Below are 16189 nucleotides of genomic sequence, written 5' to 3' on the forward strand. Positions count from 1 at the left end.
GCCAACCAAGGTTGGCAACTACTGCATCGGCGGAGATTCATCCGATTCGTGGGCCAACAGGCTGCCGGCGAACAACGCCGCCAGCAGCACGGTCAGGCCACCCCAGAACGCGGAATAGAACGCCAGATGCGTGTTGAGCGGGAACACGGTGACCGCCAGCGCCAGCATCGCCGGGCGGGCCCGCTCACGCGCGGCCATCGGTGCATAGCGCCAGGCCCGCCAGGCCTGGGCCACGGCTGCCAACCACAGCAGCAGGCCGAGCACGCCGGTTTCCGCCAGGATTTCCAGCACGATCTGATGGGCATGCAACGCCGGGGCATCGCCCCACACCGCCGGTTCGTCGCCAGACACGCAGGCTGGATAGGCATCGCGGAAGCCGCGTGCACCGACGCCATTGAGCGGATGTTGCTCGATCATGCAGGCCGCGGCGTCCCAGATCCGCGCACGCCCTGACAGTGCCTCGTCGACAGCGCGCTCGCTTCCATCCCAGGCCAACGCCGTTCGCGCGAAGCGTTCGCGCAGCTGCGGCACGCTGGCGGTCAGCGCGCCCGCACCGAGGACAGCGACCAGCGCCAGCAGCACCAACCGTTTCCAGCCGAACTGGCGCACGCCGCTGTAGGCAAGCACCAGCGCGAAGGTGATCCACGATGCGCGCGAGCCGGCCAGCAGCAGCACGCAGCCCAGCGCCGCTGCGGCCAGTACCCAACCCGGATTGCCAAAGCGACGCGCCAGCGGCAACAACAGGAACGGTGAGAGACTGGCCAGGACCTGGCCGAACTTCAGGTTGCACGGCCCGAGTGCCCCACTGAGGCGATCGACCACGGCCGCCTCAGTGGCCGGGCACAACGGGTGACCACTCACCGCAAGCTTCAGCTGCTCAAGCGACCAGAACCACGGGCTGGTTCCGGCCAGCGCCTGCACCAGCGCATCCAGGGTCCATGCGCCGGTGATCAGCGCCAGGCCACCGAAGGTCAGCCGCCGCCGTTCGGGCGTGGCCACCGCGATCGCCACCAGCCACATGAAGGGCAGGTATCGCAGGCCGGCGGCCGCCTTCGTCCACGACGCTGCTGGATCGATCGCATCAAACGCCGAGAACGCCTGCGGCAGCCAATAGCCGAGGAACAGGATCGAGGTCAGCGCCCACGCTGCCGTGCTCAACAGGTGCGGACGACGCTGCAGGCGGCGCATGACCATGCGCGCGGCGGCGTAGACCGCGCCAAGACCGAGAATGGTTTCGGCGATGCCCGGCAACGGCCACATCGCCACGTACGCCAGCACCCACCAGGGCGCCCAGCGCCCGGCGCGGTCGTCGCGCACGGTGACGGCGGGGTCAGCCGGCGAGGTCGGCATAGAGGCGGAGGGTATCGCGCTGCATGGCCTGCAGGGTAAACGGGATGCGGGTCGGCAAGGACGGCGGCTGCGCCAGCAGGGCCAGCGCACGTTCACCCAGCGCGCGTGCATCGCCCAGCGGCACCGCGCCAGCGGGCTGCAGCTGCCGCAGCAGTTCGCCGACGCCACCATGATCCCAGCCCAGCACCGGGCGGCCCACCGACAGCGCCTCGACCACAGTACGGCCGAATGCTTCGGGCTTGTCCGACAGCTGCAGCACCAGATCGCTGGCCGCATAGGCCTGGGCGATGCGCGCGGTCGGTGTGCTGATCTGCACGGCGTCGGTCACGCCCAAAGCAGCGGCCTGCCGGCGCAGGTCGGCCACGTAGGCTTCACGGCCCGGTTCATCGGTGCCCAGCATCCACAGCTGTGCCGGCACACCGGCGGCGCGTACATCCGCCAGCAACTGCAGCGCATGAGCATGTCCCTTCAGCCGGGTGCCCCGCCCCGGCAGCAGCAGCAGCGGGCCCTCAACCTGTGCCAGCCACGGGTAGTCGGCTGCCAGCGCCAGTCGTGGCCGGCGGTCGGCGCGGGCCACGCGCGGAAACTGTGCGACATCGACGCCGCGCGGAATCACCTGCAGCCGCGCTTCGGGAACTGTCGGATAGTGCCGCTGCACGTAGTCGCGCACGCTGTTGGACACGCAGATCACGCGTTCACCGCTGGTCATCACCGCGCTGTAGCGACTGGGCGAATTCAATCCATGCACGGTGGTCACCCAGTGCGGGCGCTGCGTGGCGGGCATGGCGCGGATCGCGTACAACCCCAGCCAGGCCGGCAGCCGCGAGCGGGCATGCACGACGTCCGCGCCAACCTCGGCGAACAGTCGGCGCAGGGTCGGCAGATGGCGCAGGGTCAGCAGCGACTTGCGGCCGATGTCCAGAGTGAGGTGCTCGGCACCGCTATCGAGCAGCGGCTGCACCAGGCGGCCGCCAGCCGACACTACCAACGCGCGATGGCCGGCGGCGACCAGGGCCGCAGCGATTTCCAGGGTCGAGCGCTCGACGCCGCCGGAGTGCAGCGCCGGCAGCAACTGCACCACGGTCAATCGGCGCATCGAAGGGGCGGCCGCTTAGTCGGCCAGCACGAACACGGAACCGCAGTACGGGCACTGCGCTTCGCCGTTGGGCTCGTCTTCGATCGGCAGGTACACGCGCGGATGCGAGTTCCACAGCGCCATTTCCGGGGTCGGGCAGCTCAGCGGCAGATCGCTGCGGTGCACGGTGTAGCGCTTCTCGGCGTTGGCGGGCGCAGTGGCGGTATGGCTCATGGCGGATGTCGATGAACGGGTTGCGAGGCCTGTGATTCTAGCATCCGGGCCGCCCCGACATTGCGCCGCAACGGGTCTTTGCGCGTACCGGGCCGATTCCCTGCGACCTTGCATGCCACCTCGGGATGGGGTGCCGGTGGAAATTCCCGACCAATCCTGCAGGTTCACGCCGGGAAACCACCGACAACGATATTTCCCGCATTTGGATCGAACTAAATGGCACTTGTCAGGTTGCCACGGCTGTTGCAGGATCGGGCCAGGTCGTGAACCGGCCTGCCCCAATCCGACCCGATCGCATGGCCCGCCCCCACCGGACCGGCATCGCTTCTTCCACTGCCATCCCGGCGGGCGGAGCGATGCTGTCCGTGGTGTCCGCCGATGCGGGTTCTGCCCGCCGCCTGCCCTTCCGGGAGACCCTTGCATGACCCTGTCCGATCCACGCCGCGCCCTGCTTCCGCTCGCCCTGGCCCTGGCCTGTGCGACTACCGCGATGCCGGTGCTGGCACAGGGACTGCAGACCTCGTTCGAGCCCGGCGAACCTGCCCCGTCGCAGGCCGCGGGTGCACTGCAGGTCACGATCGGCAACGGCCCTGCGGCGCCTTACGCCGCCAAGCGCAATGTGGGCTACAGCGGCCTGCATGCACTGCGCTACAGCAGCGAAGGCGGCAGCGCGCGGCGCGAGCTGTTCAAGACTGATCTGCCGATCGAGGCCGATACCACCCTGTCGTGGCTGGTGCTGCCGGAGATCGTCGGCAAGGACACCGTGGCCTCGACCTATGTGTCACTGGACCTGCTGCTGGACGATGGCAGCCGCGTTTCGGCCGGCGCGGCACGCGACCAGCACGGTATAGCCCTTGGCGCACACGCGCAGGGCGTGTCGAAGACGCTGTATCCGCAGCAATGGGCACGCAAGGCGGTGCGACTGGGCGACGTGCCCGCGCTGAACGGTCGCCGCGTGGTGGCGATCGAACTGGAGGTGGCGAGTGCCGACGGTGCACCGGTCGCCGGCTGGATCGACGACGTGCGCCTGGATGCTCAGCCGCGACAACAGCCGCAACGCGTCTCCGACTGGGTGCTGACTACCCGTGGCACCCAGGCCAACGGCACCTTCTCGCGCGGCAACAATTTCCCGGCCACGGCGGTACCCCACGGCTTCAACTTCTGGACTCCGGTGACCGATGCCGGCGCACTGAACTGGCTGTACCGCTGGAACGAACAGAACGACGCACAAAACCGCCCGCAACTGCAGGCGCTTGCGCTGAGCCATCAGCCCAGCCCGTGGATGGGCGACCGCCAGACCTTCCAGGTGATGCCCTCGGCCAGCCGTGGCGTGCCGGAGGCCGACCGCCGCAAGCGCGCGCTGTCGTTCGATCGCAGCCACGAGAGCGCCCGCCCTTACCGCTACGACGTGCGCTTCGACAACGGCATCGCCGCCGCCATCGCGCCGACCGATCATGCGGCGCTGTTCCGCTTCGATTTCCCCGAGGGCGGCGACGCCAACCTGCTGTTCGACAATGTCGATGCACGCGGTGGCCTGACTCTGGACGCCGCCACGCAGACGCTGTCCGGCTATACCGACACGCGCAGTGGCCTGTCCAACGGCGCCAGCCGCATGTACGTGGTGGCCCGCTTCGACAAGCCCTGGCGCAGCAGTGGGCGCCTCGACACCGGTCGCCCGACCGGTTACATCAAGTTCGATGCGGGCAGCGACCGGCGGGTGACCATGCGCATCGCCACCTCGTTGATCTCGGTGGAGCAGGCGCGGCACAACCTGGCACTGGAAATCGCCGCGGCCGACACGCTGGAAAGCGTGTCCGGCCGTGCGCAGGATGCATGGGACGCACGCCTGGCCCGCTTCGACATCGGCGATGCCAGCGACGACCAGAAGACCACGCTGTATTCCAGCCTGTACCGGCTGTTCCTGTACCCGAATTCCGGCCATGAGAACGTGGGCAGCGCCGCCGCACCGGAGTGGCGCTACGCCAACCAGGCCAGCGCCAGCGATGACAACACCGAGGGCAGCGCGACCCGCAGCTACGCCGCCGTGCGCGACGGCAAGGTATTCGTCAACAACGGCTTCTGGGACACCTTCCGCACCACCTGGCCGGCCTATGCGCTGTTCACGCCCGACGATGCCGGCCAGCTGGTGCAGGGCTTCATCGAGCAGTACCGCGCCGGCGGCTGGATCGCGCGCTGGTCGTCGCCGGGTTACGCCGACCTGATGGTCGGTACCAGCTCGGACGTGGCCTTTGCAGATGCGTGGCTGAAAGGCGTCGGCGGCTTCGATCCGGCAGAGGCCTACGCGGCCGCGCTGAAGAACGCGACCGTGGTCCCGCCTGACCGCCACGTCGGCCGCAAGGGCATGGACCGCTCGACCTTCCGTGGCTATGCCAGCGCCAACGTGCACGAAGGCATGTCGTGGACGATGGAAGGTGCACTCAATGACTTCGGCATCGCCAACATGGCCGACGCCCTGGCCAAGCGCGCGGCCACGCCGGCGGCACGCGAGCGCTACAGCACCGAAGCCGACTACTTCCGCCACCGCGCCGCCAGCTACGCGACGATGTTCGACCCGGACGCAGGCTTCTTCCAGGGCCGCAAGGCCGATGGGCGCTGGCGCGTGGACGCCAAGGCCTACGACCCGCGCGTGTGGGGTCACGACTACACCGAATCCAATGGCTGGACGTTCGCGTTCACCGCCGCGCACGACGGCGAGGGCCTGGCGGCGCTGTACGGAGGCCGCGAAAAGCTGGCGGCGAAGCTGGATACCTTCTTCGCCACACCGGAAACCGCGGACCCGGCACTGGCCGGTTCCTACGGCGGCACCATCCACGAGATGACCGAAGCGCGCGACGTGCGCATGGGCATGTATGCGCACAGCAACCAGCCGGCACACCACATCCCGTGGATGTACCTGTACGCCGGGCAGCCGTGGAAGACCCAGCAGCATGTGCGCGAGATCCTGTCGCGGCTGTACGTCGGCAGCGAGATCGGCCAGGGCTACCCGGGCGATGAGGACAATGGCGAGACCTCGGCGTGGTACGTGCTGGCCTCGCTGGGCCTGTACCCGCTGCGCATGGGCGCCCCGGAGTACGTGATCGGTTCGCCGGCATTCCGTCACGCGCGGGTGGAACTGCAGGGTGGCGCGGTGCTGACCGTGAACGCGGCCAACAACTCGCGTGAGAACGTCTACGTGCAGTCGCTGAAGATCAACGGTACGCCGTGGACGAAGACCTGGGTGCCGCACGACCTGATCGCCAAGGGCGCGACCCTCGACTTCGTGATGGGCCCCCGTCCCTCGCGCTGGGGCAGTGGCGTGGACGATGTGCCGCGCTCGTTGACCCCGCGCGGCCAGCGCCCCCAGCTGCTGCACGACCTGCTCGGCAGCGGCACCAAGGCGACGCTGGCCGATGGCCGTGCCCTGCCCGCGCTGCTCGATGACGATGCCGGCACGACGGTGGGCCTGGGTAGCGGCGCAACCATCGCGCTGACCGGCCTGGCCGAGGGCACCCCGACGATGTACACGCTGACCAGCGGCGACGGCCGCATCCAGGGCGGTGAGTGGACGCTGGAAGCGCGCAACGGCAGCGGCAGCTGGGCCGTGCTCGACCAGCGCAGCGGCGAAGACTTCGAATCCGCCCGCCAGACCCGTCCATTCCGGATCGCCAAACCCGGTCGTTACAGCGAGTACCGCCTGCGCCTGGCGGCACCGGCACGGCTGCCGCTGGCGGAGATCGAACTGCTGGCGGCCGGCACCGTACAATGAGCGGCATGCGCTTCCGTCTTCTGCCCTTGGCCCTTGTTGCCCTGTCCTTCTCCAGTTTCGGCCAGACCCAGGCGTTCGATACGCAGCTGACCCGCGACGGCGTGACGCTGAACTACCAGGACGCCCGTGGCGCGCTGGCCGCGCCGCAGCGCAAGCGGGTGATCGATACGTTCTTCTTCGCCTATCTGCGCGAACGTGCGGACTTCCATCCGGCGGCGCCGTCGATGGTGCGCATCGTGATCGATCCGGCCTACACCGGCATCGCCTTCGTCGGCGACAAGGACCACGCAGCGACGATCACCATCAACCCGGGGTGGCTGGCGCAACACCCGAACGACATCGACCTGGTCACCCATGAGGCCATGCACATCGTGCAGGGCTATCCGGGCTACGGCGACGCGCGGGTGCCGGGCTGGCTGGTGGAAGGCATCGCCGACTACGCACGCGACCGCTACGGCATGGACAATGCCGCCGCGGGCTGGGCACTGCCGAGCAAGGTCGAGAAGGGACAGAACTTCGACAGTGGCTACCGGGTGACCGGTGCGTTCCTGAAGTGGGCCGACGCCGAACACCCGGGACTGGTGCTCGCACTGGACAAGGCCCTGCGCGACGGCCGCTATGCACCGACGCTGTGGCAGAAGCACACCGGCAAGGCCCTGCCAGCGCTGTGGGCGCAGTACGCCAAGCCGCGTTCGGATGCACCGCCGCCGGCCCCCGCACGCCGCGGCAAGCGGCACTGAGCCCCCACGCACTTTGCGTTCGCCGGGCATTGCCCGGCGCTACCGCATCGCGGCCTCAGCGCGACTGCACGAAGCCGGCGTACAGCGCGAACAACTGCTGGAAGTACCGCCGCGTCACTCGATTGCGCATGACACCCTCGCCCATGGAAAGTTGGTCGGGCCCAGGGTGGGAAGGCCGGTCCGGTCCCTTCCCACGGCCAGGCCGCGTGGGCGTATTGGGCCGCAGCGGCGTTGCAGGGAAATGACCGCCGGACTGCAATTCATCGGGTAGCGCCGGGCCATGCCCGGCGGAATGCGAGAAGCGCCGCGCTGCGCGCTCGCCGGGCATGGCCCGGCGCTACCCGATCCGGTTTCCGCTGGGCGGAAACGAAACGCGCCCCGAAGGGCGCGTTTCTGCAGATCGCAGCGGAACGAAGGCTTACGCCTTCTTTTCCGCTTCGATCTGCTTGCGGATCTGCGCATCGACCGCCGCAATGGCGGTCATGTTCAGGATCCGGCGCGAGGTCGCGCTGGTGGTCAGGATGTGCACCGGCTTGTTCACGCCCATCAGGATCGGACCGATCGCCACGCCGTCGGTGAACACGCGTACCAGGTTGTAGGCGATGTTGGCCGCTTCCAGGTTCGGCAGCACGAACAGGTTGGCGCGGCCCTGCAGGGTCGAGCCCGGCAGCAGCTTCTGCCGCAGCGCTTCATCCCATGCGGTGTCGCCCTGCATTTCGCCGTCCACGTTCAGACGCGGGTTGCGCTTGAGCAGCAGCTCGCGCACCTGGCGCATCTTCAGCGCATCCTTCGAATCATGGCTGCCGAAGTTGGAGTGCGACAGCAGCGCCACCTTCGGCTCGATGCCGAACAGCTTCATGCGGTAGGCCGCCTGCAGGGTCGCTTCGCACAGCTGCTCGGCGGTCGGGTCTTCCTGCACGTGGGTGTCCACGAAGAAGAACACGCCCTGCTGGTTGATCACGCCGGTCATCGCCGAGGTCGAGGTGACCTTCGGCTCCAGCGGCAGCACGCTGCGCACGTAGCCCAGCTTCTTGTGGAAGCGGCCGACGATGCCGGTCAGCATCGCATCGGCTTCGCCACGGGCCACCATCACCGCCGCGATCAGGGTCGGGCGCGAACGCATCAGGTTCTTCGCCGCGGCCACGGTCACGCCACGGCGGCCGGTCAGGCCGTGGTAGTACTGCCAGTATTCGTTGAAGCGCGGGTCGTCGTTGATGTTGGTGACTTCAACGTTCTCGCCGATCTTCAGGCGCAGGCCGAGGCGCTCGATGCGCGATTCGATCACCTCCGGGCGGCCGATCAGGATCGGGTGCGCCAGGCCGTCATCGACCACGTTCTGCACCGCCTGCAGCACCACTTCCTCTTCGCCTTCGGCGTACACCACGCGCTGCTTGTCGCTGCGCGCGCGGTCGTAGACCGGCTTCATCATCAGGCTGGTGCGGTAGACGAACTGGGCAAGCTTGTCGCGGTAGGCCCCCATGTCGGCGATCGGGCGCGAGGCCACGCCCGAATCCATCGCGGCCTGGGCCACAGCGGCCGACAGCTCCACCAGCAGGCGGCGGTCGAACGGGCGCGGGATCAGGTATTCACGGCCGAAGCTCGGCGTCTCGCCACCATAGGCCGAACCCATGTCGGTGGCCGCACGGCGCGCCAGCGCGGCGATGGCGCGCACGCAGGCGATCTTCATTTCCTCGTTGATCGCGGTCGCGCCCACGTCCAGCGCACCACGGAACAGGTACGGGAAGCACAGCACGTTGTTGACCTGGTTCGGGTAGTCCGAACGGCCGGTGCCGATGATCGCGTCCGGACGCGCGGCGCGCGCCAGTTCCGGCATGATTTCCGGAGTCGGGTTGGCCAGCGCGAAGATCACCGGATCCGGCGCCATGGTCTTGACCATGTCGGCGGTCAGGATGCCCGGTGCCGACAGGCCCAGGAAGATGTCCGCGCCGTCGACGATCTCTGCCAGGGTGCGCTTGTCGGTGTCGCGCGCATAGCGCTGCTTTTCCGGGTCCAGGTCGGTACGGCCGGTATGGATCACGCCCTCGCGGTCGAAGGCCAGGATGTTCTCCGGCTTCAGGCCCAGCTGCACCAGCATGTTCACGCAGGAAATGCCGGCTGCGCCCATGCCCGTGGTCGCCAGCTTCACTTCCTCGATCTTCTTGCCGGTGATCGCCATGGCGTTGAGCACGGCCGCGCCGACGATGATCGCCGTGCCGTGCTGGTCGTCATGGAACACCGGAATCTTCATGCGCTCGCGGAGCTTGCGCTCGACCACGAAGCATTCCGGCGCCTTGATGTCTTCCAGGTTGATGCCACCGAAGGTCGGCTCCAGCGAGGCGATGATGTCGACCAGCTTGTCCGGGTCGGTTTCATCCACTTCGATGTCGAACACATCGATGCCGGCGAACTTCTGGAACAGCACGCCCTTGCCTTCCATCACCGGCTTGCCGGCCAGCGCGCCGATGTTGCCCAGGCCCAGCACCGCGGTACCGTTGGAGATCACCGCCACCAGGTTGCCGCGGGCGGTCAGCTCGCTGGCCTGCTGCGGGTCGGCCTTGATCGCTTCACAGGCGTACGCCACGCCCGGCGAATACGCCAGCGACAGGTCGCGCTGGGTCAGCATGGGCTTGGTAGCGGAAACCTTGATCTTTCCCGGCGGGGACATCCGGTGGTAATCGAGGGCGGCCTGTTTGAAATCTTCGTTGGACATCGATGTGGGTTACATGAATGGGCAGAAGGGACAGGGGATGATACCCCCGTTGGAGCGTCTGGACCTGTCGCTATCCTGTCGCAGGCATGCTGCGACCGCACAATTCCGTGCCGTATGCGACGGTACCGGGATACCAGCTTCGGCGTCTGCCATGACAGCCATGGGACGCCCTGAAACGCCGCGGGGCCGTACCACTGTCGTGATCGGCCCCGCGGTACCACACACCTGGATCAGCCCCTGGCCGGCAGCGCCTCGGGCACGGCATCGATCAGCGGCGGCAGTTCGCTTTCGCGGCCATCCAGCGCCAGCTGCAGGCGGTTGCGGTCCAGCGCACCCTCCCAGCGCGAGACCACTACCGTGGCCACGGCATTGCCGATGAAGTTGGTCAGCGAGCGGCATTCGCTCATGAAGCGGTCCACGCCCAGGATCAGCGCCATGCCGGCCACCGGCACTTCCGGCACCACCGCCAAGGTCGCGGCCAGGGTGATGAAGCCGGCGCCGGTAACGCCAGCGGCACCCTTGGAGCTGAGCATGGCGACCAGCAGCAGGGCGATCTGGTGGCCCAGGGTCAGTTCGGTGTTGGTGGCCTGGGCGATGAACAGCGCCGCCAGGGTCATGTAGATGTTGGTGCCGTCCAGGTTGAACGAGTAGCCGGTCGGGACCACCAGGCCCACCACCGACTTGCTGCACCCGGCGCGTTCCATCTTCTCCATCAGCGACGGCAGCGCCGACTCCGACGAGGAGGTACCCAGCACCAGCAGCAGTTCGGCCTTCAGGTAACGCGCAAGCTTGAACACCGAGAAGCCACACAGGCGGCAGACCAAGCCCAGGATCACCGCCACGAACAGGAACGCGGTGAGGTAGAACGAGCCCACCAGCCAGGCCAGGTTGATCAGCGAGCCGACGCCGTACTTGCCGATGGTGAAGGCGATTGCGCCGAAGGCACCGATCGGGGCGGCCTTCATCAGGATGTGCACCAGCTTGAACACCGGGGCGACCAGCGCCTCCAGGAAGTTCACGATCGGCTTGCCCTTCTCGCCCACCGATGCCAGCGCGATGCCGAACAGCACGGCCACGAACAGCACCTGCAGGATGTTGCCATCGACGAACGCGCTGAGCAGCGTCTTCGGGATGATGTCCATCAGGAAGCCGACCAGGGTCAGGTCATGCGACTTCTCGACGTAGCTGTGCACCGCGGTCTGATCCAACTCGGCCGGGTTGATGTTCATGCCGGCGCCGGGCTGCACCACGTGCGCCACGATCATGCCGACGATCAGTGCCAGCGTGGAGAAGAACAGGAAGTACGCCATCGCCTTGGCGAACACGCGGCCCACCGTGCGCAGGTGGGTCATGCCGGCGATGCCGGTGACGATGGTCAGGAAGATCACCGGCGCGATGATCATCTTCACCAGGTTGATGAAGGCATCGCCGAGCGGTTTCATCTTCTCGCCGATCAACGGCTCGTAGTGGCCGAGGATGGCGCCCAGGACGATCGCCACGATCACCTGGAAGTACAGCTGGCGATAGATCGGCAACGGCTTTGCAGGCACCGGTGCTGCGGTCGGGATGTGCATGGCGGACTCCGGAAGGGGCGTTTTCAGGCACGTACGGCCCCGGGACTGCACGGGAACCGTAACCGTGGAAACTGACCGCAGGCCCTGTGCTGCACGCGCAGGGGGTGCGACCAATGGACGCCTTTGTACGCGCCGGGCACGCTGGCGCAGATAACCTATTGGTACTAGCCCCCCGGTTCAGGTGGTCGCGATGCCTACACTGGCGCCGCACCGCCCGATCACGGGGAGGCCGGTGGCCCGGGCTGAACGGCCGGGCGCGTCATTGCGAAAGTTCCGGCCCTTGCGGCCGTTGTTGTCCTGTCCACACGCAATCTGAGAGAGCCGCACCTAATGCGCCCGATTCCCACCTTGCTGGCCCTGTCGCTGGCCGCGCTTCCCGCCTTCGCTTCGGCTGCCGATTTCGACAACTGGCCGACCAGGTACACCTTCGGCGACGGCACCGAGCTGGCCGCCACCGCCAACATCGCCTACGACTACAACGATTTTTCCTCGGGCAGCGGTCTTGAGGACGACGACGCCGTGCGCCGCAAGGAATTCGGTGCGACGCTGAAGAAGAAAGGCGTCTATGACGCGATGGTCTACTACGACTTCCAGTCCGACACCTGGCTGGACGTGTTCGTGCGCTTCGAAAGCAAGGCCTTCTTCGGCCGCGACATCGGCCGCTTCCGCTTCGGCTACATGAAGACCCCGGTTGGCCTGGACGCGAACACGTCTTCGCGCGCCGGCAGCTTCCTGGAAACCGCACTGCCCGTGCAGGCCTTCTACGCCGGCCGCCGCACGGGTGTGGAATGGGTGCTGGAGCGCCCGCAGTACCTGCTGCAGGCTGGCGCCTATGGCGGCAAGGACCTGCAGGGTGACAACCCCGGCACCACCCAGGCCCTGCGTGCGGTGTGGACCCCGGTGAAGGCGCCCGGTGACGTAATCCACCTGGGTCTGGCCTACTCGCAGGAAAATCCGCGTGGCTACAGCGATGGCCGCGACGTGCACCACGAGGCCAGCGCGCGCCTGCGCGCACGCCCGGAGGCCGGCCTGACCGACATCCGCTATGTCGATTCCGGCGCGCTGGTCACCGCCGACCAGATCCGCCGCACCGGCCTGGAAGGCATCTGGATCCGCGGCCCGTTCTCGCTGCAGGCCGAAGCCCTGCGCGCCACGGTCACCCGTCATGACGGCAAGCCCGACTACACCGGCAGCGGCCAGTACGCGATGGCCAGCTGGGTGTTGACCGGCGAATCGCGCCCGTACAACGCAGGTGCCGTGGCCAACATCAAGCCGGCGCACGACTACGGCGCGGTGGAACTGGTGGCCCGCTACAGCCGCCTGGACCTCGACGATGGCAGCATCCTCGGTGGCCGCCAGCACGACCTGACCCTGGGCGCGAACTGGTACCTGACCAGCCACTTCAAGTTCCAGGCCAATTACGTGAAGGTCGACGCCAGCCGTCGTGGTGTGCACAGCACGCCGGAGATCTTCGAACTGCGCGCGCAGATGCACTTCTGACCCCTTCCACGTCAGATCCCGGCGGGCGTGCACGCCACGCCCGCCGGCCCTGCGTAGACTGCCGCCATGTACTGGCTCAGCCGCCACCGGATGCTGTTGCTGACCATCCTGGTGATGGTCGGTGGCACCGTGCTGTGTGCGGTCGCCGCCGGCCACTACGCCTGGCGGCGTGCTCTGGGCGAGGAAAGCAGCCAGGTACAACGCCAGCTGCAGTTGTATGGACAGGGCCTGCAGCAGCGCATCGACCGCTTCGGCACGTTGCCGCAGGTGCTGGCGCTGGATCCGGATCTTCTGCACGCCCTGCGCGTACCGCCCTCGCCTGCCGAACGGCAGCGGCTGAACCTCAAGCTGCAACGCGCCAATGAGGTCACCCGCGCCTCGACCCTGACCCTGGTGGGCCACGACGGCGTGGCAGTGGCAGCCAGCAACTGGGACCAGCCGACCACCAATGTCGGCGAGAACTACAGCTACCGCCCTTACTACCGCCAGGCACTGGCGCAGGGCCGCGGCCGCTTCTACGGCATCGGCATGACCACCGGCGTGCCCGGTTACTACCTGTCGCAGGCCATCGAGGAAGACGGCCAGCGGCTGGGCGTGGTGGTGATCAAGGTCGAGCTGTCGGCCCTGGAACAGGAATGGTTGAGCAGCCCCGACGTGGTGCTGGCCAGTGACGACCACGACGTGGTGTTCCTGGCCAACCGTGACAGCTGGCGCTACCGCCTGCTGCGCCCATTGGGCGCCGACGAACGCCGCGAGATGCTCGATGCCCGCCAGTACGCCGACCGCGCATTGCAACCACTGCGTGCGCGTACCGAAGACGTGCTGGCCGATGGCGGCCGCATGGTGCGCCTGCTGGACCCGACGTTGCCGCAGCCGATGCTGTGGCAGAGCCTGCCGCTGCCCGCCGAAGGCTGGAACCTGCACCTGCTGCACGATGCCAGTGCAGCCACATCTGCCGGACGCGCGGCCGCACTCACCGGCGGTGCCGCATGGCTGGCGCTGGGCTTCCTGGTGCTGTTCGTGCAGCAGCGCCGGCGCCTGGCCAAACACCGCCTGCGCAGCCGCCGCGAACTCGAAACCCTGCTCAAGCAGCATGCACAGGAACTGCGCACCGCACAGGATGGCCTGCTGCAGGCCGCAACCGACGCTGACAGCGGCCTCAGCCGCAGCCTGGCGCACCTGCCGCAGGGCGTGGTGGTGATCGACCGCGAGCTGCGGCTGGTGGCATGGAATGCGCGCTATCTGGAACTGTTCCGGTTCCCGGCAGACCTGGTTCGCGTCGGCCGGCCGATCGAGGAACTGTTCCGTTTCAATGCACGCCGTGGCCTGCTCGGTCCCGGCCCGGTGGACGAGGCCATCGAGCGTCGCCTGAACCACCTGCGCAGCGGTCGCCCGCACATGCGCGAAAGCGAGAAGGACGACGGCACGGTGCTGGAGATCCGTGGCAATCCGCTGCCCGACGGCGGTTTCGTCACCAGCTATGCCGACATCACCAGCTACAAGAACGCCGCGCGCGAACTGCGTTCGCTGGCCGATGCGCTGGAGCACCGCATCGCCGAGCGCACCCGTGACCTGGACGAAGCACGCCGCGAAGCCGAACAGGCCAACCGCTACAAGACCCGCTTCGTCGCCTCGGCCGTGCACGACCTGCTGCAGCCACTCAACGCTGCACGCATGTTCGTCTCGGTGCTGCGCGGCAAACTGAGTGATCCGGCGCAGCAGCAGACCAGCGACCACATCGACGCTGCGCTGGCCGCGCAGGACGCGATTCTCAACAGCCTGCTGGATATCGCGCGGCTGGAATCGGGCAGCCTGCCCACGCGCGTGCAGGCGTTCCGGCTCGGGCCGCTGCTGCAGACGCTGGCGCGCGAGTTCGGCATCGCCGCACAGTCACGCGGGCTGGTGGTCGACTGGGTCGATACCGATGCGGTGGTGGTCAGCGATGAAGCCCTGCTGCGCCGCATCCTGCAGAACTTCCTGTCCAACGCGCTGCGCTACAGCGAACGCGGCCGCGTGCTGCTGGGTTGCCGCCGCCGCGAAGGCCTGCTGTGGATCGAAGTGCACGACCAGGGCCCGGGTATTCCGGATGCGCTGCAGGGCGAGATCTTCGAGGAGTTCCGCCGCCTTCACGACGGCCAGCAGCGCGGCGCTGGCCTTGGCCTGGCGATCGTCGATCGCATCGGTCGTCTGCTCGGCCATCCGATCCGCCTGCGCTCGCAGCTGGGCCAGGGCAGCGTGTTCGCGGTGGGCGTACCGTTCGGCGACGCCAGTGCGATTCCTGCTACGGCACCTGCGCCGGTGCTGGTGCAGGAACCGGCCGCGGACAATCCGCTGCGCGGGCGCCGGGTGTGGGTGATCGATGATGATCCGCACGTCTGCGCCGCCAGCCGCGCGCTGCTGGAACGCTGGGGCTGCGAGGTGATGCTGGCCGATGGCCCGCAGGCCGCGTTGCAGCTGGCAGCGACAGGCGCGGTACCGGAGCTGGTGCTGCTGGATGTGCGCATGGGCGATCACCACGGACCGGTGCTGTACGAGACGCTGGCGGAACTGTGGCAGGCTCGCCCTCCGGTGGTGCTGGTCACTGCCGAGCGCGATGCGGGATTGCGTGAGATGGCCGCCGAGCGAGGCTGGGGGATGATGGCCAAGCCGGTGAAGCCGCCGGCGCTGCGGGCGCTGATGAGTCAGTTGCTGATCCGGCATCGCGGGTAGTTTCCAGCAAACGGCGCAGCCCCTCGTGGGTGGTGTCTGGTTGGTCGTGGAAAGCAAAAGCCGTGGGTGGGCCGGTCGGGCTGGGTGCGCGGGGGACGCCGTGAATCCGTCCCTGGAGGCTTGGCAGCCGCATCCATGCGGCTGACACCCCCGCGCACCCAACCCGACCGGCCTCCGACAGATTTCGGTGGCCTGCACCCACGAAGAAGAAAATAAGATCAAAAGCGGGTCGCGCGCTGCGCTTGCTCGTGTAGAGCCGAGCCCATGCTCGGCTTCACGGACCGTCCAGAAAGCAGCCGAGCGTGGGCTCGGCTCTACAAAAAGCAGCCTGTCAGGCTGCCTTTGCTTTTGATCTTCTTTTCTCTTCCGCGGGTGGACGCGCACGGAACCTGTCCGTGGCCGGGCAGGTGGGCTGCGCAGGGGCGTGAGCCGCATGGATGCGGCGACCGAGCTTACATGGACGTACTTGCAGCGGCCCCTGCGCAGTCCACCTGCCCGGCCTCAACCATGAACTGCTCTACGTGTCCACCC

General features: G+C 67.7%; 9 protein-coding genes. 4 read left to right on the forward strand and 5 right to left on the reverse strand.

Annotation, left to right across the window (positions count from 1 at the left end):
- Positions 1 to 18: 18 nt before the first annotated feature.
- From AC5QAH_RS13690 to AC5QAH_RS13700, 3 genes are read right to left on the reverse strand one after another with little or no spacing between them, the layout of a single operon-like run.
- The gene (locus tag AC5QAH_RS13690; RefSeq protein ID WP_495232405.1) at positions 19 to 1350 is read right to left on the reverse strand and encodes an O-antigen ligase family protein; all 1332 of its coding nucleotides are present in this window, start codon (positions 1348 to 1350) and stop codon (positions 19 to 21) included.
- Positions 1331 to 2446 carry a glycosyltransferase gene (locus AC5QAH_RS13695; RefSeq protein WP_241884968.1) on the reverse strand — a complete coding sequence of 372 codons (1116 nt, stop codon included), beginning with the start codon at positions 2444 to 2446 and terminating at the stop codon, positions 1331 to 1333. Before AC5QAH_RS13695 ends, AC5QAH_RS13690 begins: the two co-directional genes overlap by 20 nt.
- Before the next feature lie 15 nt (positions 2447 to 2461).
- Positions 2462 to 2659 carry a zinc-finger domain-containing protein gene (locus AC5QAH_RS13700; RefSeq protein WP_005410967.1) on the reverse strand — a complete coding sequence of 66 codons (198 nt, stop codon included), beginning with the start codon at positions 2657 to 2659 and terminating at the stop codon, positions 2462 to 2464.
- Positions 2660 to 3080: 421 nt separating this feature from the next.
- Between AC5QAH_RS13700 and AC5QAH_RS13705 the strand changes: the two genes are divergently transcribed.
- On the forward strand, positions 3081 to 6425 hold the full coding sequence (locus tag AC5QAH_RS13705; protein ID WP_329764978.1) for a GH92 family glycosyl hydrolase: 3345 nt from the start codon (positions 3081 to 3083) through the stop codon (positions 6423 to 6425).
- Entirely contained in the window at positions 6422 to 7165 is a 744-nt protein-coding gene (locus AC5QAH_RS13710; RefSeq protein ID WP_495232406.1) for a basic secretory protein-like protein, read from the forward strand. The genes AC5QAH_RS13705 and AC5QAH_RS13710 overlap by 4 nt, the downstream gene beginning before the upstream one ends.
- Positions 7166 to 7583: 418 nt before the next feature.
- Here AC5QAH_RS13710 and AC5QAH_RS13715 read toward each other — a convergent pair whose 3' ends face one another.
- Together AC5QAH_RS13715 and AC5QAH_RS13720 are read right to left on the reverse strand one after the other, a co-directional pair.
- Positions 7584 to 9875 carry an NADP-dependent malic enzyme gene (locus AC5QAH_RS13715; RefSeq protein ID WP_043400158.1) on the reverse strand — a complete coding sequence of 764 codons (2292 nt, stop codon included), beginning with the start codon at positions 9873 to 9875 and terminating at the stop codon, positions 7584 to 7586.
- A gap of 230 nt (positions 9876 to 10105) precedes the next feature.
- Entirely contained in the window at positions 10106 to 11449 is a 1344-nt protein-coding gene (locus AC5QAH_RS13720; protein ID WP_010480813.1) for a dicarboxylate/amino acid:cation symporter, read from the reverse strand.
- A 330-nt stretch (positions 11450 to 11779) separates the two neighbouring features.
- Here AC5QAH_RS13720 and AC5QAH_RS13725 point away from each other — a divergent pair, with 330 nt between their 5' ends.
- Both AC5QAH_RS13725 and AC5QAH_RS13730 read left to right on the forward strand, forming a co-directional pair.
- Positions 11780 to 12949 (forward strand): OprO/OprP family phosphate-selective porin, encoded by a 1170-nt coding sequence (locus AC5QAH_RS13725; RefSeq protein ID WP_049411668.1) that lies wholly within the window; start codon positions 11780 to 11782, stop codon positions 12947 to 12949.
- A gap of 66 nt (positions 12950 to 13015) precedes the next feature.
- Positions 13016 to 15658: a hybrid sensor histidine kinase/response regulator gene (locus AC5QAH_RS13730; RefSeq protein WP_053443492.1), complete on the forward strand. Its 2643-nt coding sequence runs from the start codon at positions 13016 to 13018 to the stop codon at positions 15656 to 15658.
- Positions 15659 to 16189 lie beyond the last annotated feature (531 nt).

The sequence above is a fragment of the Stenotrophomonas sp. YJH_SMC_43 genome, assembly GCF_059372535.1.

Bases quoted from the DNA above. Each gene is read 5' to 3' on its own strand.
- AC5QAH_RS13730 (WP_053443492.1), top strand. From the start codon at position 13,016: ATGTACTGGCTCAGCCGCCACCGGATGCTGTTGCTGACCATCCTGGTG.
- AC5QAH_RS13700 (WP_005410967.1), bottom strand. From the start codon at position 2,659: ATGAGCCATACCGCCACTGCGCCCGCCAACGCCGAGAAGCGCTACACC.
- AC5QAH_RS13720 (WP_010480813.1), bottom strand. From the start codon at position 11,449: ATGCACATCCCGACCGCAGCACCGGTGCCTGCAAAGCCGTTGCCGATC.
- AC5QAH_RS13695 (WP_241884968.1), bottom strand. From the start codon at position 2,446: ATGCGCCGATTGACCGTGGTGCAGTTGCTGCCGGCGCTGCACTCCGGC.
- AC5QAH_RS13705 (WP_329764978.1), top strand. From the start codon at position 3,081: ATGACCCTGTCCGATCCACGCCGCGCCCTGCTTCCGCTCGCCCTGGCC.
- AC5QAH_RS13725 (WP_049411668.1), top strand. From the start codon at position 11,780: ATGCGCCCGATTCCCACCTTGCTGGCCCTGTCGCTGGCCGCGCTTCCC.
- AC5QAH_RS13715 (WP_043400158.1), bottom strand. From the start codon at position 9,875: ATGTCCAACGAAGATTTCAAACAGGCCGCCCTCGATTACCACCGGATG.
- AC5QAH_RS13710 (WP_495232406.1), top strand. From the start codon at position 6,422: ATGAGCGGCATGCGCTTCCGTCTTCTGCCCTTGGCCCTTGTTGCCCTG.
- AC5QAH_RS13690 (WP_495232405.1), bottom strand. From the start codon at position 1,350: ATGCCGACCTCGCCGGCTGACCCCGCCGTCACCGTGCGCGACGACCGC.